The organism is Pantoea sp. Mb-10 (assembly GCF_021272205.1).
Lineage (GTDB): Bacteria > Pseudomonadota > Gammaproteobacteria > Enterobacterales > Enterobacteriaceae > Pantoea.
The window spans coordinates 105,038-123,451 of the sequence record NZ_JAJSDX010000007.1 but is presented as its reverse complement, the minus strand read 5'-3'; the positions used below and the strand labels follow the sequence as shown (position 1 = coordinate 123,451).

Annotated in this window: 18 protein-coding genes; 9 read left to right on the top strand and 9 right to left on the bottom strand. The window is 54.5% G+C overall.

Annotation, left to right across the window (positions count from 1 at the left end):
* The 3 genes from LU196_RS15490 to LU196_RS15480 all read left to right on the top strand — a co-directional run bounded on the left by LU196_RS15490 (position 1) and on the right by LU196_RS15480 (position 3,906).
* Complete coding sequence (locus LU196_RS15490; protein WP_232759872.1) at positions 1 to 621, top strand: CoA pyrophosphatase; 621 nt, start codon at positions 1 to 3, stop codon at positions 619 to 621.
* A gap of 136 nt (positions 622 to 757) precedes the next feature.
* Entirely contained in the window at positions 758 to 2,122 is a 1,365-nt protein-coding gene (sdaA, locus tag LU196_RS15485) for an L-serine ammonia-lyase (RefSeq protein ID WP_232759871.1), read from the top strand.
* A gap of 221 nt (positions 2,123 to 2,343) precedes the next feature.
* A complete protein-coding gene (locus tag LU196_RS15480; protein WP_232759870.1) occupies positions 2,344 to 3,906 on the top strand; it encodes an EAL domain-containing protein in 1,563 nt (520 codons plus the stop codon).
* A gap of 62 nt (positions 3,907 to 3,968) precedes the next feature.
* On the opposite strand, the gene LU196_RS15475 is transcribed toward LU196_RS15480, so the two are convergent.
* Positions 3,969 to 5,534, bottom strand: a complete 1,566-nt coding sequence (locus tag LU196_RS15475; RefSeq protein ID WP_232759869.1) for a TerC family protein — start codon at positions 5,532 to 5,534, stop codon at positions 3,969 to 3,971.
* A 506-nt stretch (positions 5,535 to 6,040) separates the two neighbouring features.
* On the opposite strand from LU196_RS15475, the gene manX reads away from it, so the two are divergent.
* The 4 genes from manX (at position 6,041) to LU196_RS15455 (ending at position 9,233) form a co-directional block, all read left to right on the top strand.
* Positions 6,041 to 6,997 (top strand): PTS mannose transporter subunit IIAB, encoded by a 957-nt coding sequence (gene manX / locus LU196_RS15470; RefSeq protein WP_232759868.1) that lies wholly within the window; start codon positions 6,041 to 6,043, stop codon positions 6,995 to 6,997.
* Positions 6,998 to 7,052: 55 nt separating this feature from the next.
* Entirely contained in the window at positions 7,053 to 7,850 is a 798-nt protein-coding gene (locus LU196_RS15465) for a PTS mannose/fructose/sorbose transporter subunit IIC (RefSeq protein WP_232759867.1), read from the top strand.
* 14 nt (positions 7,851 to 7,864) lie between these two features.
* Entirely contained in the window at positions 7,865 to 8,710 is an 846-nt protein-coding gene (locus LU196_RS15460; protein WP_232759866.1) for a PTS mannose transporter subunit IID, read from the top strand.
* Between the two features lie 64 nt (positions 8,711 to 8,774).
* A complete protein-coding gene (locus LU196_RS15455) occupies positions 8,775 to 9,233 on the top strand; it encodes a DUF986 family protein (RefSeq protein ID WP_232759865.1) in 459 nt (152 codons plus the stop codon).
* Here LU196_RS15455 and rlmA read toward each other — a convergent pair.
* The 5 genes from rlmA to LU196_RS15430 form a co-directional block, all read right to left on the bottom strand.
* Positions 9,230 to 10,036 (bottom strand): 23S rRNA (guanine(745)-N(1))-methyltransferase, encoded by an 807-nt coding sequence (rlmA, locus tag LU196_RS15450; protein ID WP_232759864.1) that lies wholly within the window; start codon positions 10,034 to 10,036, stop codon positions 9,230 to 9,232. The genes LU196_RS15455 and rlmA overlap by 4 nt on opposite strands.
* A gap of 140 nt (positions 10,037 to 10,176) precedes the next feature.
* Positions 10,177 to 10,386: a transcription antiterminator/RNA stability regulator CspE gene (cspE, locus tag LU196_RS15445; RefSeq protein ID WP_021510024.1), complete on the bottom strand. Its 210-nt coding sequence runs from the start codon at positions 10,384 to 10,386 to the stop codon at positions 10,177 to 10,179.
* An 84-nt stretch (positions 10,387 to 10,470) separates the two neighbouring features.
* On the bottom strand, positions 10,471 to 10,545 hold the full coding sequence (locus LU196_RS15440) for a DUF2627 domain-containing protein (protein ID WP_110866451.1): 75 nt from the start codon (positions 10,543 to 10,545) through the stop codon (positions 10,471 to 10,473).
* A 520-nt stretch (positions 10,546 to 11,065) separates the two neighbouring features.
* Positions 11,066 to 12,076: an MBL fold metallo-hydrolase gene (locus LU196_RS15435; RefSeq protein ID WP_232759863.1), complete on the bottom strand. Its 1,011-nt coding sequence runs from the start codon at positions 12,074 to 12,076 to the stop codon at positions 11,066 to 11,068.
* 16 nt (positions 12,077 to 12,092) lie between these two features.
* Positions 12,093 to 12,368 (bottom strand): YebO family protein, encoded by a 276-nt coding sequence (locus tag LU196_RS15430; RefSeq protein WP_232759862.1) that lies wholly within the window; start codon positions 12,366 to 12,368, stop codon positions 12,093 to 12,095.
* Positions 12,369 to 12,584: 216 nt separating this feature from the next.
* On the opposite strand from LU196_RS15430, the gene LU196_RS15425 reads away from it, so the two are divergent.
* Positions 12,585 to 12,821 carry a YobH family protein gene (locus LU196_RS15425; RefSeq protein WP_232759861.1) on the top strand — a complete coding sequence of 79 codons (237 nt, stop codon included), beginning with the start codon at positions 12,585 to 12,587 and terminating at the stop codon, positions 12,819 to 12,821.
* Positions 12,822 to 12,857: 36 nt separating this feature from the next.
* Here the strand turns inward: LU196_RS15425 and kdgR are convergent, their stop codons facing one another.
* On the bottom strand, positions 12,858 to 13,649 hold the full coding sequence (kdgR, locus tag LU196_RS15420; protein WP_232759860.1) for a DNA-binding transcriptional regulator KdgR: 792 nt from the start codon (positions 13,647 to 13,649) through the stop codon (positions 12,858 to 12,860).
* A gap of 188 nt (positions 13,650 to 13,837) precedes the next feature.
* Between kdgR and LU196_RS15415 the strand changes: the two genes are divergently transcribed.
* Entirely contained in the window at positions 13,838 to 15,220 is a 1,383-nt protein-coding gene (locus LU196_RS15415; protein ID WP_232759859.1) for an MFS transporter, read from the top strand.
* Between the two features lie 47 nt (positions 15,221 to 15,267).
* Here the strand turns inward: LU196_RS15415 and htpX are convergent, their stop codons facing one another.
* The gene (htpX, locus tag LU196_RS15410; RefSeq protein ID WP_232759858.1) at positions 15,268 to 16,149 is read right to left on the bottom strand and encodes a protease HtpX; all 882 of its coding nucleotides are present in this window, start codon (positions 16,147 to 16,149) and stop codon (positions 15,268 to 15,270) included.
* Between the two features lie 221 nt (positions 16,150 to 16,370).
* The gene (prc, locus tag LU196_RS15405; RefSeq protein ID WP_232759857.1) at positions 16,371 to 18,410 is read right to left on the bottom strand and encodes a carboxy terminal-processing peptidase; all 2,040 of its coding nucleotides are present in this window, start codon (positions 18,408 to 18,410) and stop codon (positions 16,371 to 16,373) included.
* Positions 18,411 to 18,414 lie beyond the last annotated feature (4 nt).

Below are 18,414 nucleotides of genomic sequence, written 5' to 3'. Positions count from 1 at the left end.
ATGCGTTTGACGCTTGATCAGTTTCTGAGTCGATTTGTGCTGCACCTGCCAATGGCGCCTTCTGCTGCCGTGCAGGGTAATCGCCATGCCGCCGTGCTGGTGCCGGTCATCAATGCAGCCCAACCCGAACTGCTGCTGACGCGACGCGCTGCACAGCTGCGCAAACATGCTGGTCAGGTCGCCTTTCCCGGCGGTATGCAGGACGCCAGCGACGCCTCGCTGATTGACACCGCGCTACGTGAGGCGCATGAAGAAGTGGGCATCGCGCCCGATCAGGTGCGCGTGGTAGGAACGCTGCCCCCTGTCACCAGCAGTACCGGCTTTGCCGTTACGCCAGTGGTGGGCATCGTGTCGCCTGGCGCTCTGCTGACGCTGAACCCCGATGAAGTTGAGAGCGCCTTTACAATGCCGCTGGTTGAAGCGCTGCGGCTGAGCCGCTACAGCGGGTTTACGCTGCAGCGGGGCAATCGTCAGCATCAACTCTGGCTCTCCTGGTACGGCGACTATTTTATCTGGGGCATGACCGCGGGCATTATTCGCGCGTTAGGTCAACAAATCGCGCTTCCGGACGTCGCATCCCCCTCATCCCATGCCGCTTTGCGCCACGTTTTGTGCCCATAGAAACGGATAACTATTTCTGGGGTTTATAATTAGTTTATTTCATGCGAAAAGCTGTTCGTCCCCCCGCGCAGACGATTACTATTAGCCGCATAAACGGCCCTGGCCGTATAAATACGTTTTGTGAGGAGCGTCACCTGTGATTAGTGTTTTTGACATGTTCAAAGTGGGCATTGGCCCATCCAGTTCGCATACTGTTGGCCCCATGAAGGCGGGCAAGCAGTTTGTCGATCTGCTCACCGAACAGGGAAAGCTCCAGACCATTACGCGCGTTGCGGTGGACGTTTACGGCTCGCTCTCCCTCACCGGCAAGGGGCACCATACTGATATCGCCATTATTATGGGTCTGGCAGGATTTGAGCCCGCCACGGTCGATATCGACAGTATTCCTGCTTTTATTAAAGACGTTGAACAGCGCGAGCGCTTATTACTGGCGCAGGGCGCGCACGAAGTCGATTTTCCCCGTGAAGGCGGCATGGTCTTTCGCAGCGAAAACCTCTCACTGCATGAAAATGGTATGACGCTCTATGCGTTTGAGGGTGATTTGCTGATTCTGAGCAAAACCTATTACTCCATTGGCGGTGGCTTCATTGTGGATGAAGCCCACTTTGGTGAATCGGTGCTGGATGAAGTGTCCGTGCCTTACCCTTTCCATTCTGCAAAAGCGCTACTGGCGCACTGTCACGAAACCGGCCTGTCGCTTTCCGGTCTGGTGATGAAAAATGAACTGGCGTTGCATGACCGCGACGAAATTTACGCCTATTTCGGTCACGTTTGGCAAACCATGCAGGCGTGTATCGATCGCGGCCTAAACACCGAAGGCGTACTGCCCGGTCCATTACGCGTGCCGCGCCGCGCGGCCTCGCTTCGCCGCCTGCTGGTTTCGTCGGAAAAGCACTCTAACGATCCCATGAATGTGATTGACTGGGTCAACATGTTTGCGCTCGCGGTCAATGAAGAGAACGCCGCGGGTGGGCGCGTTGTCACCGCCCCTACCAACGGGGCCTGCGGCATCGTGCCGGCGGTTCTGGCGTATTACGATCATTTTATTGAAACCGTCACGCCGGATACGTTTCTCCGCTACTTCCTGGCGTCGGGTGCAATTGGCGTGCTCTATAAGATGAACGCCTCGATTTCCGGCGCCGAGGTGGGCTGCCAGGGGGAAGTGGGCGTGGCCTGCTCAATGGCGGCGGCAGGTCTGGCTGAGCTGCTCGGCGCCAGTCCGGAGCAGGTGTGCGTGGCGGCAGAAATTGGTATGGAGCACAATCTCGGATTGACCTGCGATCCGGTTGCCGGCCAGGTTCAGGTGCCGTGTATTGAACGCAATGCTATCGCTTCAGTCAAGGCGATTAACGCCGCCCGTATGGCGCTGCGACGCACCAGTGAACCTCGCGTTTCGCTGGATAAAGTGATTGAGACCATGTATGAAACCGGCAAAGACATGAACGCGAAATACCGCGAAACGTCACGCGGTGGGCTGGCGATTAAGGTTCAGTGCGATTAAGCGCGGCGGTGCGTGATTATGCATTCACAGGCTCTTTTTATGCCGATGCCGCTACCCCAGCACAGATAAACCAGATACAGTAAAACCGCGCGGTCCTCAGTGACCGCGCGGTTTTTTTTGGCGCCGCTTTTTTTGCCCACCGCGCTAAACCTGGCCGCCATAATGCCGATAACACACACGTTAATTTGGCTTCATTTTCTTGGTTTACAAGGTGGTTACTGATGATGGCTCCCCAGCAATTTGTGGGTCAATTTCGCCGTAAGCGTCTGCTTATTGCGATAGCGATCGCGACGCTGGTTCTGATTCTTACGCTCACATTTCGCTACATTGAAGAGAAATCACGCATTGAACAGCAGTCGTCAAATTTTGCCACCCGCGCCATAGAACGCTTCGATCGCATTTTCTCTCCGCTGGACGTGTCGGCAAACAATACCCTTGGCTTGGTTGGCGTGCCGTGCGCGCTGGTACGTTATCCCCTGATCGAAAAAATTGCCGCCTTACAGACCGTTCGCACGATGATGCTGGTGGAAGACGATCGCATTTACTGCTCCAGCGTGTATGGGCCGCGCAACCTGTCATTTAGCGAAACCTATCCGGAATTCGCGCTGAATAACCAGCATTTTTTGCTGACGCAGGACAACGACCTGTTGAAAGGCTCGCCGGTGTTACTGCTCTGGACGCCGAAATCGTTGAATAACCGCGATGGACTGCTGCAGGTCATCAATATCGAACAGATGACCAATTATCTGTTAGAGCCGCAGCTGCCGTGGGTGGAGCGCGCCGTTTTCAACGTGGGCGGCAAAAGTCTTGAATACGGTAATCCCATGGTTGAGCCTACCGAACCTGCCGATGATGAAGTCGCCTACGAGCAAGCTTCTTTGCGCTATCCGTTTACCATCACGCTTTATGGACCTTCACCCGCCCGACTCGCGCTGCATACGTTACCTTCCCAGCTGCCACTGGCGCTGCTGTTGAGCCTGCTGATGGGCTACATCGTTTGGCTGGCGACGGCAAATCGCATGAGCCTAAGCTGGCAGATCAGCTACGGTATCACGGCCAATGAATTCATGGTGTATTGCCAGCCGTTAATTAACGCCAAAAGCGGTGAGTGTGACGGCATTGAACTGCTGCTGCGCTGGCACAACCCCCGTCAAGGTTGGATTGCCCCCGATGTCTTTATCCCGCTCGCGGAACGGCAAAACCTGATCGCGCCCCTCACCCGCTTTGTGATAGCCCGCGTGGTGGAAGCCTTACCCAGTTTGCCTCAGTGTCCCAGTTTCCACATTGCCATTAACGTTGCGGCCAGCCACTTTCATAATCGGGCAATCGTCGATGACTTACAGGCGATGTGGTGGCCCGCCAATCCTCTGCCAAAGTTAGTGGTGGAACTGACCGAACGCGATGCCCTGCCGGTTATCGATCAAACCGTGGTGGCGCGGCTGCATGACATCGGCGTCCGACTGGCGATAGATGACTTTGGCACCGGACACAGCTCACTGGCCTACCTGAAAGATCTCAAGCCGGACGTGCTGAAAATTGACAAGATTTTCACCGCTGCCATCGGCACCGATGCCATCAACGCCACCGTTACCGATATGGTGATTTCACTGGCCCAGCGTCTGAATATCGCGCTGGTAGCAGAAGGCGTGGAAACCGCCGAGCAGGCACGCTACCTGTGCGCGCGCGGGGTGGATCATCTGCAGGGCTATTATTACGCGCGTCCCATGCCCATCGAAGATTTCCCTGCCTGGCTGTCACAATATCAGGTTGTGCTGCCGGGTTGAGTCACGCGCATGAAAAAGGCCGTCAACGCGACGGCCTTTTTTATTAACCAACCACGCCACGTTTAGGCGTCTGGCGCTTCATCGTCATGCGGCTTATCTTTGGTGATACGAACCAGATCAATTCGGTAATCCGTCGCCTCGACAATAGCGAAATGGAGCGGCGGCATGTCAATCACCTCACCAGGCAGCGGCAGCTGGCCTTTCTGCGCAATCAACAAACCGGCTAGCGAGGCGTGATCCTCCTGGCGATCAACCAGCTCATGGTAATCAAGCAGCTGTTGTAACGAATGGAGATCGGTTCCCCCTTTCACCAGCCAACCCTCTCCGTCGGCGACGATATCTGGCGTCTCATCCTCATCCGGGAATTCACCGGCAATCGCTTCCAGCACGTCCAGCGGGGTAATCAAGCCCTGCACCACACCAAATTCGTTGGTCACAATCACGAAACTGCCTTTTGCCCGGCGCAGCACGCCCAACAAGTTGATGGGATCCAGCGTTTCCGGCACCACGATTGGCGGCGTGTTGGCGGCAAACTCTGCCACGTCCATGCCGTGCTCCAGCGCCACCAGCAGCTCTTTAGCGCGCACCACGCCAATAATTTCATCCAGTTCGCCGCGACAAACCGGGAACAAACTGTGCGGCGTATCCAATAGCTGAATACGAATCTCATCCAACGGACGGGTCACATCAACCCACGAGATATTGCCGCGCGGCGTCATGATGCTGCGAATCGAGCGCTGCGAGAGCGTCAACACGCCGTTAATCATATAGCGCTCCTCCTCCTGAAACGCTTCTTGCGGCAGTACCTCAGCCCCCACTGACTCTTCACTGGAGGCAGTCTGGTTGCGCTGACGTCCGCCCATCAGGCGCAAAATCGCTTCTGCCGTGCGCTCACGCATCGGGCGACGAGCCTGATGGCGAAGGAAGTTGCGTCGGGCAATCTGGTTAAACAACTCAATGAGGATTGAGAAGCCAATCGCGGCGTAGAGATAGCCTTTCGGAATGTGGAAGCCGAAGCCTTCCGCCACCAGCGACAGACCAATCATCAGCAAGAAGCTCAGGCAGAGCACCACCACGGTAGGATGCGCGTTGACGAAATTGGTCAGCGGTTTGGACGCCAGCAGCATCACACCCATTGCAATCACCACGGCGGTCATCATGATGGGCAAGTTATTGACCATACCTACCGCGGTAATGACCGCATCCAGTGAAAACACCGCGTCCAGCACCACAATTTGCGTCACCACGGCCCAGAAGCTGGCATAGCCTTTATTGCCCTGCTGCTCCATGCCGCGATTTTCCAGCCGTTCATGCAGCTCCATGGTCGCTTTAAACAGCAGGAACAAGCCCCCCACCAGCAAGATCAAGTCACGACCGGAAAAACTGAAGTCCGCAATGCTAAACAGCGGCCGCGTGAGCGTTACCATCCAGGATATCAGCGACAGCAGCCCCAGCCGCATTACCAGCGCCAGGGAAAGGCCAATCAGGCGTGCTTTGTCACGCTGCTTGGGCGGCAGCTTGTCCGCAAGAATGGCAATAAACACCAGGTTATCAATGCCAAGCACGATTTCCAGCACGATCAGCGTCAGCAAACCCGCCCAAATTGAGGGGTCGAAGAGAAACTCCATCAATGGCTCCTTAATGAAAACAGGGACAGATACCTTTTCGTCTGCACCGCAAGGCGAGACGTCAGGGGGTCAGCAAAAGTGATAACGCGAGTGGGCGTTGGGATTAGCGCCAGGCAGCGCAAAGCGTGGGTGAAGCAACGTCGGTGACGATCCATAGGGGTGAGCTTGAGCTCCTTACTCCTGATAATAAACAGAAGGCTAATGTATCAGTTACCTCAACAAGGTCAAAAAATTTATCTAGTTTTACAAACCTCTATGCCAACCAAGATAACGTGACAAAAAGCCACATTGCCCTGCCTGTCAGTTCGATTACTGACAAACATCACAATAATTATTTTTTCGGTCACTAAAATAAATCCCGACCTTAGCGCTGTTTGGCACAGAGTTTGGGCATCTCTCATCTTTTCTGCGACAAGCACGACCCAAACGGCTGGACCAGCACCCACGATAATGTTTCAGGATTCAGGGCGCTACGCGAGAATCTTTCATGTAAACGGAGGTAGCACGTGACCATTGCAATTGTAATTGGTACACACGGCTGGGCGGCAGAACAACTGCTAAAAACAGCAGAAATGCTGTTGGGAGAGCAGGAAAATGTCGGATGGATAGAGTTTGTCCCGGGAGAAAACGCAGAGACGCTGATTGAAAAGTATCAGGCTCGACTGGCTCAACTTAATACTACCGACGGTGTCCTGTTTTTAGTCGATACCTGGGGAGGAAGTCCTTTCAACGCCGCCAGTCGTCTGGTGGCCGATAAGCCTGATCACGAGGTGATTGCCGGCGTCAACATTCCTATGTTAGTCGAGACGCTGATGGGCCGCGACGATAATCCAACCGTCGACCAGCTGATAAAGATCGCGCTTGAAGCAGGCCGTGAAGGGGTAAAAGCCCTCAAGCGTGATGCCCGTGTTGACACCCCCGCCCCCGCCCAACAGCGCCCCGTCGCCCAGCCCCCGCTGACGCCGGGGGAACACATGAAAATTGGCCTTGCTCGCATCGACGATCGCCTGATTCATGGACAGGTCGCCACCCGATGGACCAAAGAAACCAATGTCTCACGCATCATCGTGGTCAGCGATGAAGTGGCTAACGATCACGTGCGTAAAACCCTGTTAACCCAAGTGGCACCACCGGGCGTCACCGCACACGTGGTCGACGTCGCCAAAATGATTCGCGTGTGGAACAACCCTAAATACGGGTCCGATCGCGTCATGCTGCTGTTCACTAATCCTACCGACGTGCTGCGCGTGGTGGAACAAGGCGTTGAGATAACGTCGGTGAACATTGGCGGTATGGCGTTTCGCCAGGGGAAAACCCAGGTCAACAATGCCGTGTCGGTGGATGAGAAAGATATTGAGGCGTTCCGCCAACTCCATGCGCGCGGTATCGAACTGGAGGTGCGTAAAGTCTCCAACGATCCGCGGCTCAAAATGATGGACTTGATTGCCAAGATGAATCACTAACGGGCCTGTTGTCTGCCCGCGGGTGCCTGACTATGACCTCGCTGAGGAGAAAGAGATGGACATAACCTCGCTACAAATTGTGTTGATTTTCGTGGTGGCATGTATCGCTGGGATGGGTTCGATTCTGGATGAGTTTCAGTTTCACCGGCCGCTGGTGGCATGTACCTTAATTGGTGCCGTTCTGGGCGACATGAAAACCGGCATCATCATCGGCGGTACGCTGGAGATGATTGCGCTGGGCTGGATGAATATCGGTGCGGCAGTGGCGCCAGATGCGGCACTGGCCTCGATCATCTCCACCATCCTGGTAATTGCAGGTGGCCAAAGCGTCGGAGCGGGTATCGCGCTGGCCATTCCGCTGGCCGCGGCTGGACAGGTCCTGACCATTATCGTGCGTACCCTCACGGTGGCCTTTCAGCATGCGGCCGATAAAGCCGCAGAAAAAGGCAATCTTACCGCCATCAGCTGGATCCACGTTTCCGCGCTGCTGCTGCAAGCGATGCGTATTGCCATTCCCGCCTTGATCGTTGCCATTTCGGTCGGCACCAGCGCCGTTCATACGCTGCTCAGCGCTATTCCAGAAGTGGTCACCAACGGCTTGAATATTGCGGGCGGCATGATCGTGGTGGTGGGCTACGCGATGGTCATTAACATGATGCGTGCAGGCTACCTGATGCCGTTCTTTTACCTCGGTTTTGTCACCGCAGCCTTCACCAACTTCAACCTCGTTGCGCTGGGCGTCATCGGCGTGGTGATGGCGGTGCTCTACATTCAGCTGGCACCAAAATATAACCGGGTAGCGGGCGCAACCGCCGCAGCGACGCCTAACGATCTTGATAATGAACTCGACTAAGAACAGGTGACATCATGGTTGATACAACGCAGTCTCCGAAAAAACTCACGCCCGGTGACGTCCGCGGCGTCTTTCTGCGCTCGAATCTATTCCAGGGATCGTGGAACTTTGAACGCATGCAGGCGCTGGGCTTTTGCTTTTCGATGGTGCCGGTGATTCGCCGCCTCTATCCGGAAAACAATGATGCACGCAAACAAGCGATCAAGCGCCACCTCGAATTTTTCAACACGCACCCTTACGTGGCTGCGCCCGTGCTCGGTGTGACCATGGCGATGGAGGAGCAACGTGCTAACGGCGCAGCCATTGACGACGGCGCGATCAACGGCATCAAAGTGGGGCTGATGGGCCCGCTGGCGGGCGTGGGCGACCCGATCTTTTGGGGCACCGTGCGCCCCGTGTTTGCCGCTCTGGGTGCCGGCATCGCCATGAGCGGCAGCCTGCTCGGTCCCCTGCTGTTCTTTGTGTTGTTCAATGTTGCCCGCCTGCTTACGCGTTACTATGGCGTGGCCTATGGTTACCGCAAAGGTATCGATATTGTTGGAGACATGGGCGGCGGCTTTTTACAAAAGCTCACCGAAGGCGCATCGATACTCGGGCTGTTTGTCATGGGCGCACTGGTGAACAAATGGACGCATGTGAACGTGCCGCTGGTGGTGTCGCGCATTACGGATCAAACCGGCAAAACCACCGTGACCACGGTACAGTCCATACTCGATCAGCTGATGCCCGGCCTGATTCCGCTGCTGTTGACCTTCGGCTGTATGTGGCTGCTGCGCCGCAAAGTGAATGCGCTATGGATTATCGTGGGCTTTTTTGCCATCGGCATTTTGGGCTACTGGATTGGCCTGCTGGGCCTGTAAGGAACTGCCGGGCGCTGCGGTGCCCGGCATACGCACAACGCGCACTGCCGGAGGGCGTCTTTTCATGACACTGACCGATGTTGTCTTGATGGTTCTCATCGCCGCTATGGTGCTGTTTGCCGTGTATGAGGACGCGATTGTACCGCGCCGAAACGGCGCCACCCTACTGCGCGTGGCACTGTGCCGCCGCCATAAAATCGATAGCGCCATTTTTATTGGATTGCTGCTGATTCTGCTATGGCAGAACGTGGCGCAACAGGGCCCACCGCGCACCACAACCCTACTGATGATGCTGTGCTTTTTGGCACTGTGGCTAGGTTGGATCCGCAGCCCAGCGCTGCTGATGAAAGCGGAAGGTCTGTTCTATGCGGGCGCGTGGATTGATTACCGCCGTATTCAGGGCATGCAATTGTCGCAAGACGGTATTTTAGCGATTCAACTGGAGCAACGCCGCTTATACGTTGCCGCAAAGGATCTTGATGATTTGGCGCGTATTTACGATACGCTTATTGAGGCGCGCTAGCGGCGTTGCCACAACGTCAGCGTAAAATCAGCATCGCAGGCAAACGTCTCGGAGGCGGCAAGCTGCTGCCATACCGCCTCTCGGGCCCGCCATGCAAAAGGCGTCATCTGCAACAGCTGCACCGCCTCGGCGCCGCTGAGCGAGAGGGGGTACGCCAGGGTTTGCCGATCGATCTGCACAAAATCGCGGTACGGTTTCTCTTCCGGTAGGTGCAATTGCACCTCACGGTAAATCAGCGCTTTGAATTGCTGTAAATGATGCGCGCCTGGCGTCACCGTGAACAAATAGCCGCCGGGTTTAATCACCCGCGCCAACTCCTGTTCAAGACAGGGCGCATAAATGCGCACGATGGCGTCCATGGCGCCGTCAGCAAACGGCAAGCGCTGGCTCGACGCCACGCAAAACTGCACCGCGCGATAGCGTTTCGCGGCCATCCGCACGGCCGCCTTTGCCACATCCAGACCATAGACCTTCGCTTGCGAGAGCCGTGCCGCCATGGCGCCGGTGTAATACCCTTCACCGCAGCCAATATCCAGGATTGTGCCTGAAGGTGCGCCCAGATGCTGCGCCAGGGTGTCAGCCACCTTTTCCCGCAGCGGTTGATAATGACCGGCGTCAAGAAAGGCGCGGCGCGCCTGAAGCATCTCAGGGCTGTCGCCAGGCTCGCGTGAGCCTTTATGCTGAACGGGCAGCAAATTGACATACCCCTCTTTAGCCTTATCAAACTGGTGAGACGCCGCGCAGTGAAAACTGTGATTCTGCAGCATCAGTGGCTGATGGCATAGGGGGCAAATCAAAGACATACACAACTCCGGATTAGCAATTCGCGGCGAAGTTTACCCTGGTCAACGGGCAACAGAAAGCGCAAAACAAAAGCCCCGCTCAATGAGCAGGGCTTTGTCATTCGTATCAGCGGTGCGAAGCACCGGTGCTGAATGCTAAATCAGATGGCAGTAACGTTTACTGCGGCTGGACCTTTCTGGCCGTCCTGGATTTCAAATTCAACCTGCTGGCCTTCAGCCAAGGTTTTAAAACCGTTGCCCTGGATAGCAGAGAAGTGAACGAACACGTCTTTGCTGCCGTCAGCAGGAGTGATAAAACCAAAACCTTTAGACTCGTTGAACCACTTAACCTGACCTTTAATCTTTGCCATTTTTTGCAAATTCCTTTGAATGTTTATATTGCCCGAGGGCAGTCTTACAGATAAACCAGAGACATTACTGAATGAGGCACTAATTTAAGGTTCGGCAAGGAAGCGGTATTCAACGTCAACGTCTTTACTCGTAACTTCTTTACTGAAGATGCCATACATAAACAGAACTGTACCTCGTTTGACCCAAGAATTGTTATCACATATTCGAAAATTAATGGCAAGCCATTTTTAATAGTTGAACGATCTGCCGCACATAATTGTCAGGGAGGCTAAGTATGGTACGCAAATAATTATCGCCCAGGCATGATCATCCGGCACCTCGGCTTACAGAGCACCTGTCGCTAGTATGCGGTACTGAAATCGTCAAGCCAAACGCCTTAAAAAAATACGCACATTACCATTATGTTGTCATAAGACAAAAACATTGCATTAATATGGCATTATCGAAATAAAACAGGCGAAAAACACCTGCGCATGCATTTATTGTGCAACAACAAACTTATGCATTCTTAATATTACTGTATAACTTTTATTATATCGCACCAAAAAAAAGCATTGCCGTTATCGCTTGCCCCAAATATAGGCATGACGCCCATGGCCCTTTTCTCATTTTCATCTTAACTACATACTAATTATTGCGTGACGTCGGATCGGTCTGGTTAGGTGCGATTTATTGTGCTTAAGATAATTCTGATGCAAGAGCTTTTAAGCTACGACTTTCGCCTATTTTCCACGGAGAGAACGTTGCTGGCTGCTCCCCAGCGGCGCGTAACGCCTGCGCAAGGGCGACCGGCGGTTCATCAAGCGCCTCATCCGCTAATTCAAACACCCCCCAGTGAATCGGCAACGCCACGGGACGGCCTATGTGTTGCCACAGTTCAACGGCCTGGTCGGGATCCATATGCTGTCCGCGCATAAACCATTGAGGTGCGTAGGCGCCTATCGGTAAGGCGGCAAAGGTAAAGGGTCCAAGTCGCTGACCAATCTCCTTGAGGTTTTCACTGTAGCCACTGTCGCCAGAAAACCAGAAATTAAGACCGGTGGCGCGTACCACCCAGCCGCACCACAGCGAACGGTTGCGATCCCAAAACGTGCGCATGCTCCAGTGCCGCGCAGGTACCGCGGTAAGATGAAGATCGCCAAACGTGATTGACTGCCACCAGTCCAGCTCTGTTACCTCGTGAACGCCACGTTTGCGGCACCATGCTCCCATACCAAGCGGCACCATGAAGCGCGCCTGCGGAAAGCGGCGCGCCAGGCGTTTCACCGTGGGCCGATCGAGGTGATCGTAGTGGTTATGCGATATCAGTACGTAATCCAGATGGGGAAGATCGGCCACGCGCAACGGTGCGGGCGTCTTACGCCGCGGTCCTGCAAACGGCAGCGGTGAGGCCCGCGACGATAACGCGGGGTCGATAAGCATATAGCGTTGGTTAATGCGCAACAGCATCGCCGCATGTCCCAGCCACCAAACGCGATCGTCCGTTCCGCCTAAATCCACGGGCTGATACCACTGCTCAGTGAACGCCTGATAACCCATTACGGGCGGCTTAGGCAAATTTTGCTGTTTACGCTCTCGCCGCCAGCGTTGCAAATCCCCGGGCTGACGCAGCTCCTCTTCAGGGTTACGGAAGCCTTCAGGCGTATGGTGCGTCAGCATTGCGTCGAACCAGGGATTTTGCCAAGCCATGATAACTCCGTATCAACTAGCGTTCAGGGATCATGCGGATGAAACCTTGCGAATCAGCCGCTTCAGCGTCTTCGGGTGGGTTCGCCGCCGCTGGCTGCGCATCGACCAGACGACGCAGCAGCGCGTTCTGTTTTTTCTGCTCTTCCAGCAGTGCTTCCAGGAGATGGATTTGTTCACTGGCGCGAACGCTGGCCCGGTTGACATAAAACCAGACGTAAAGGGCCACAAAAATGATGATAGCCATCACGCCGGAAAGGAATAGCGGACTGCTATTTGCGGCTAATTCGTTCATACCTGCCTCTGTGAGTAACTTGACCTGGCGTTTCCGCGGCTGATTCTACTCGTTATGACGTGAAAAGAAACGGGCGACGCGCAAAACCTCAACGCCCCCAAGCCAAACGCTTTCAGTTATCTCTGATCGATTTCACTGTCGGAGAAAGGCATGCTGCATGCAGTGGAATCGCAGCGCCTGCAGGATGGCTGCGTTGTGCATCATAAGGAGAGTATTATGAAGATGTTGATTAGGGCGATTGCCGGAGTAGCGATTATCTGGTTAGCCATGCTGTTGACCGGCTACGGTGTATTAACCGGCAGCACCAAAAACGCGGCGGGCCTCGGTTTGCAATGTAGCTACCTGACGGCGCGCGGCGTGATCAATGCCCAATATCTGCATACCGACAGCGGCATTATCGGCGTAACAGAGTGCCCATTGCTGAAAAAAAGCGGCGACGTCATTGATAATTAAATCGTAAGCGGGCTGGTTTCAGCCCGCTTACGCCCATTAAAACGGGTAGTCGTGGTAGCCCATCTGTTCAGACAGGTTGCGGGCGGCACGGTGCAGCATGGCCACGTATGCATTTTTCGCTTCTTCAGTGAAGCGAAGGGTGGGAAAAGAGATGCTTAAGCCCGCGATGACCACGCCAAAACGGTCAAACACAGGTACCGCAATACAGCGCAACCCCTCCTCCTGCTCTTCATTGTCCTCGCCAAACCCCTGAGTTTTTACCTGATCTAATACGGTAAGCAGCGCTTCAGCACTGACAAGGGTATTGGCGGTACTGCGACGAAATTCGACGTCAGCCAAGATTTGATTCACCTCGGCGCGATCGCGCCACGCCAGCAGCACTTTTCCTATCGCCGTGCTATGCAGAGGATTGCGACGGCCGATGCGCGAGTACATGCGCAGATTATAAAGTGAGTCAATTTTATGGACGTAAACGATGCTGTTTTCTTCCAGGGCGCCGAGATGAATCGTCTCTTTAGTCAAGCGTGAAAGCTCACGCATCTCGATGTCGGCGCTGCGAATCAAATCTACGTTTTGTAGCGCTTTTGCGCCCAGTTCAAACAGCTTAAGCGTGAGAGAGTATTTTTCACTCTCCCCTTCCTGCGCCACATATCCCAGCGATTTCATCGTTTGTAGAAAGCGATAAACCGTGCTTTTGGACATCATTAGCCGCTGTGAAAGCGCCGTTATTCCGTGATCGCGGTCTTCACCCAGCGCCTGTAAAATGCCGAAAACCTTCATCACGGATGAAACGGCGTCTGGCTGTTTATCGGTTTCGTTGCTCGCCAAGGTGTACGTCCTTTACCGTGTTTCAAAAAAATCAGAACAGAAACGCCAGTATAGGCTTATCTGATTCCGCTCAGCAACGCATGCTGCCCGCGACATATTCGCTCTTACTTTTTTATCGGCGCGCGCCATGCATTTCGACGCAAAATTGATTAGCATGATGATATTCACTGACTTCACTTCTCACGATTATGTCTCCTACCGGTTCTCAAGATGGGCTACCCACGCCCCGGCGCTATGGCGCGATTATTACGATTGCTTTAGGCATCATGATGGCAGTGCTGGATGGCGCGATTGCCAATGTTGCGTTGCCCACGATTGCCAGAGATTTACACGCGAGCCCAGCGCAATCCATTTGGATTGTGAATGCCTATCAGATAGCCATCGTGATCGCGCTGCTTCCGCTGGCGTTTCTGGGCGATATGCTTGGCTACCGCCGGGTTTATCAGGTGGGTTTAATGCTGTTTATGGCGACATCGCTGTTCTGTGCAGTTTCCAACAGCCTGTCGGTGCTCACCGTCGCGCGCGTGATGCAAGGGTTTGGCGGAGCGGCGCTGATGAGCGTCAATACCGCACTGATCCGCATTATCTATCCGCAGCGCTTTTTGGGCCGCGGCATGGCAATCAATTCGTTGATTGTCGCCGTTTCAAGTGCGGCTGGGCCCACCGTCGCCGCCGCCATCCTCTCCGTGGCCAGCTGGCAGTGGCTGTTTTTGATTAATGTGCCTTTGGGCGTGATTGCGCTGTGGTTGGCATTGCGCTTTCTGCCCGATAATCCGCAGAAGGCCAAACAGCAGAAGTTTGATATTCCAAGCGCGATCATGAACGCTCTGTTTTTCGGGTTACTGATCGCGGCGCTGAGTGGCTTTGCCCAAGGACAAAGCGGTACGCTGGGCCTGATTGAACTCATCGCGCTGGCGATTGTGGGCGTGGTATTTATTCGTCGGCAGCTCACGATGTCAGTACCGTTGCTTCCCGTGGATTTGCTGCGAATCCCCGTGTTTTCACTGTCGATTTGCACCTCGGTGTGTGCTTTCTGCGCGCAGATGCTCGCGATGGTTGCACTGCCGTTCTTTTTGCAGAACACGCTCGGCCGGAGCGAAGTCGCCACGGGCTTGCTGTTAACGCCTTGGCCGCTAGCCACAATGGTGATGGCGCCAATAGCGGGCCGCTTGATTGAACGCTTTCATGCAGGATTGCTGGGCGGGCTCGGGCTTACAATGTTCTCATTAGGGTTGTTCTTACTTGCCGTTCTCCCCACGCAACCCAGCGATGTGGATATCATCTGGCGCATGCTGCTGTGCGGCGCAGGCTTCGGCCTTTTCCAGTCGCCCAATAATCACACCATTATCTCTTCGGCTCCCCGTCATCGCAGCGGGGGAGCCAGCGGCATGCTTGGCACCGCACGCTTAGTGGGACAGAGCAGCGGCGCGGCGCTGGTGGCGTGGATGTTCAATCTGTTCAACCAGCAAGGTACGCATGCGTCTCTGTTATTGGCGGGCGGATTTGCCGGCGTGGCGGCCTTGGTCAGCCTGACGCGGATGCGTTCAGGGCGCACTGTTGCGGCATCATAAAACAGCAGGGGCGCCTGTCGGCGCCCCTGATTAAACACACAAATCGGTTACTTAAGATAATCGCCGTTACGCAGGGCTTCAATGCGTTTATCCAACGGCGGGTGCGACATAAACATTTCGCTCAGCGATTTATTTTTGCCGTTGATACAAAACGCCGCCATGTTACCCGGCTCTTGAGGTTCATAGCTGGTTTTCAGGCGCTGCAGCGCTGCAATCATCTTCTCACGCCCCACCAGCTTCGCAGAGCCGGCGTCAGCGTGGAATTCACGATGACGTGAGAACCACATGGTGATGATGCTGGCAAGAATGCCAAACACCAGCTCCAGCACCATGGACACCGCAAAGAACACGAACGGATTACCGTTACTGCTCTCTTCACCCTCCCGGTCGCCGGACATAAAGCCCGCAGCGATTTGGGCGATAATGCGCGAAATGAAGATAACAAAGGTGTTCACCACGCCTTGTAGCAGCGTCATCGTCACCATGTCCCCGTTCGCGATGTGGGCCATTTCATGCGCCAGTACCGCCTCTGCCTCATCGCGGCTCATGTTTTGCAAGAGTCCCGTGGACACGGCGATCAGCGAGGCGTCACGACGTGCGCCTGTGGCGAAGGCGTTGATATCCGGTGCGTGATAAATCGCAACCTGCGGCATCGCTACACCAGCCTGCTGCGCCTGACGACTAACGGTTTCCATCAGCCAGCGTTGCTGCTCGGTGCGCGGCTGTTCAATCACTTCACCGCCTACAGACCGCAGCGCCATCCATTTGGACATTAGCAGTGAAACAAACGCACCGCCAAAGCCAAACAGACCTGCCATAATCATCAGACCCGTAACACTGCTTGACTGAATTCCCGTCAGACTGAGAATCAGTCCGAATACCAACATCACCGCCAGGTTGGTGATCAGGAAAAGCGCAATACGCATCATAAACGTTAATCTTCCTCAGTTGTGCTCGCGCTCATGCGCGGGTATACATCGTATGTGCATTACAGCGCTTTTCAAGCGACCTTAATCTTTAAGTGCCTAAAAAGACATAACTTTACATTAGGAAATGTCTTGCGCTGTGCAATGCCTCACACCATTCATTAGCACGCATAATGCAAAAAAAAAGCACCGCTTTAGCAGTGCTTTTTCCGTTACCTGAACATCTATTTGCTGGTTTCAGCAGGCGCCTGGTTTTTCTCCAACTGCGCCAGATCGTTGGCAATGTTTACCGTTTCGTCGAGATAAGGATCGGGCTCTTTATAGTCTTTGGGCAAATCTTCCAGGCGCTTAAGCGGCGCTTTCCCCTCAGCCTGATAGCGCGCGTTAATGCGCTCAAGCCGCATCGCGTCATCTTCGCGATTCTCTTTCTCACGCTGGGCCAAATTCAGAGAGACAATATTACGCTTGTCTTTCATAGCATCGTAACGCGCGATATCTTTGAGAATGTACTGGAATTCACGATCTTTAGCGATGCGGTCAGCATGCTCCTTGGTCAACTGCGGAACCAGCGGAGAGATATCACCGGTTTTGGTGTAGGTTGCCGCGTTAACGCTGTCCCAGGGAAGCGCGTTGTCTTCAAACTTCTCGCCGGTTTCCGCCGCTTCAACGCCGGTCGGCATCAGCAGATCGGGCGTCACGCCCTTACGCTGCGTGCTGCCGCCGTTGATACGGTAAAACTTCTGGATCGTGTACTGCACTGAGCCGAGCGCTGGCCACTCTGGACGTAGCATCTGATCGTAGATGCGGTTCAGAGAGCGGTACTGCTGCACGGTCCCTTTACCAAAGGTCGGTTCACCGACGATCAGCGCGCGCCCGTAATCCTGCATCGCAGCGGCAAAAATTTCCGAAGCCGAGGCGCTAAAGCGATCGACCAGCACCACCAGCGGCCCTTTGTAATACACCACACCGTCGTTGTCGCTGTCTTGACGCACGCGGCCATTGTTGTCACGAACTTGTACGACTGGACCACTCGGAATAAACAGGCCGGAGAGCGACACCGCCTCTGTCAGCGCACCGCCACCGTTGGTACGTAAATCGATAACAATGCTGTCGACGTTTTGTTTTTGCAGCTTCTGCAGCTGTACTTTCACGTCATCCGTAAGGCCGACATAGAAGCCCGGGATATCCAGTACGCCAACTTTCTCTTTACCTACGTTGTGTACGGTACCCTTGACGGCCCGATCTTCAAGGCGAATCTTCTCGCGCGTCAGGGTAACCGTGCGCGTTTTAGTGCCCTTACCCGCCGGTAAAATTTCAAGGCGTACTTTGCTCCCTTTAGGGCCCTTGATTTTTGACACGACGTCATCAAGACGCCAGCCAATGACATCCTCCATCGGCTTGCCTGGCTGTGCCACACCAACAATGCGATCGCCCACGCTGATGGCTTTACTTTTGGCAGCAGGTCCACCGGCCACCATGGAGTTGATGACGGTGTAATCATCGTCCATTTGCAACACCGCACCAATGCCCTCAAGCGACAGGCTCATTTCGGTGTTGAACTGCTCCGTGTTGCGAGGAGAGAGATAGTTGGTGTGGGGATCGATCTCGTGCGCGAAAGCCGTCATAGCCAATTGGAAGACATCTTCGCTGTTGCTCTGGGCCAAACGACGGATAGCGAAATTGTAGCGTTTGGTCAGTGTCTCACGGATATCTCTGTCATCTTTGCCCGCCAGCTTGAGGCTCAGCTCGTCATATTTGACTTTGGCATCCCACAGCGCATTGAGCTCGTCGGTGCTTTTCGGCCATGGGGCTTTGGCTCGGTCAATGTCAATGGTGTCATTGCCGGTAAAATTCATTGGGCGATTCAATACGCTGAGTGCGTACTGGTAGCGCTCAAAGCGGCGCTTTTGCGCGAGGTTATAAAGATTGTAAAACACGTCCAGCTTGCCGGTGCGCAGCTCGTCGCCCAGCGTGGTCTTTTGGCTGGCGAACTGTGCAACATCGGATGCCAGCAGCACGTTGTGGTTGTAGTCGAGCAGATTGAGATAACGGTCAAAAATCTTGGCCGAAAAATCCTGATTGAGATCGAACTGACGGTAGTGGGAGCGCGTAAAACGCGAGGTCACACGTTCGCTGACGGTTGGATGCTGAGGTTCTTCATGCAACTGTGGAATCTGATCGGCGCGGGTAATATTGTCTGCGCCAAAGGAAGGGCCCGCCAGCAGCAGGCCCGTAATCATACCGATCTTTAAAAAGTTGTTCATGCCA

Bases quoted from the DNA above. Each gene is read 5' to 3' on its own strand.
- LU196_RS15425 (WP_232759861.1), top strand. From the start codon at position 12,585: ATGAAGATGTTGATTAGGGCGATTGCCGGAGTAGCGATTATCTGGTTA.
- cspE (WP_021510024.1), bottom strand. From the start codon at position 10,386: ATGGCAAAGATTAAAGGTCAGGTTAAGTGGTTCAACGAGTCTAAAGGT.
- LU196_RS15490 (WP_232759872.1), top strand. From the start codon at position 1: ATGCGTTTGACGCTTGATCAGTTTCTGAGTCGATTTGTGCTGCACCTG.
- htpX (WP_232759858.1), bottom strand. From the start codon at position 16,149: ATGATGCGTATTGCGCTTTTCCTGATCACCAACCTGGCGGTGATGTTG.
- LU196_RS15480 (WP_232759870.1), top strand. From the start codon at position 2,344: ATGATGGCTCCCCAGCAATTTGTGGGTCAATTTCGCCGTAAGCGTCTG.
- rlmA (WP_232759864.1), bottom strand. From the start codon at position 10,036: ATGTCTTTGATTTGCCCCCTATGCCATCAGCCACTGATGCTGCAGAAT.
- LU196_RS15475 (WP_232759869.1), bottom strand. From the start codon at position 5,534: ATGGAGTTTCTCTTCGACCCCTCAATTTGGGCGGGTTTGCTGACGCTG.
- prc (WP_232759857.1), bottom strand. From the start codon at position 18,410: ATGAACAACTTTTTAAAGATCGGTATGATTACGGGCCTGCTGCTGGCG.
- LU196_RS15435 (WP_232759863.1), bottom strand. From the start codon at position 12,076: ATGGCTTGGCAAAATCCCTGGTTCGACGCAATGCTGACGCACCATACG.
- LU196_RS15455 (WP_232759865.1), top strand. From the start codon at position 8,775: ATGACACTGACCGATGTTGTCTTGATGGTTCTCATCGCCGCTATGGTG.
- LU196_RS15465 (WP_232759867.1), top strand. From the start codon at position 7,053: ATGGACATAACCTCGCTACAAATTGTGTTGATTTTCGTGGTGGCATGT.
- LU196_RS15430 (WP_232759862.1), bottom strand. From the start codon at position 12,368: ATGAACGAATTAGCCGCAAATAGCAGTCCGCTATTCCTTTCCGGCGTG.
- LU196_RS15415 (WP_232759859.1), top strand. From the start codon at position 13,838: ATGTCTCCTACCGGTTCTCAAGATGGGCTACCCACGCCCCGGCGCTAT.
- LU196_RS15460 (WP_232759866.1), top strand. From the start codon at position 7,865: ATGGTTGATACAACGCAGTCTCCGAAAAAACTCACGCCCGGTGACGTC.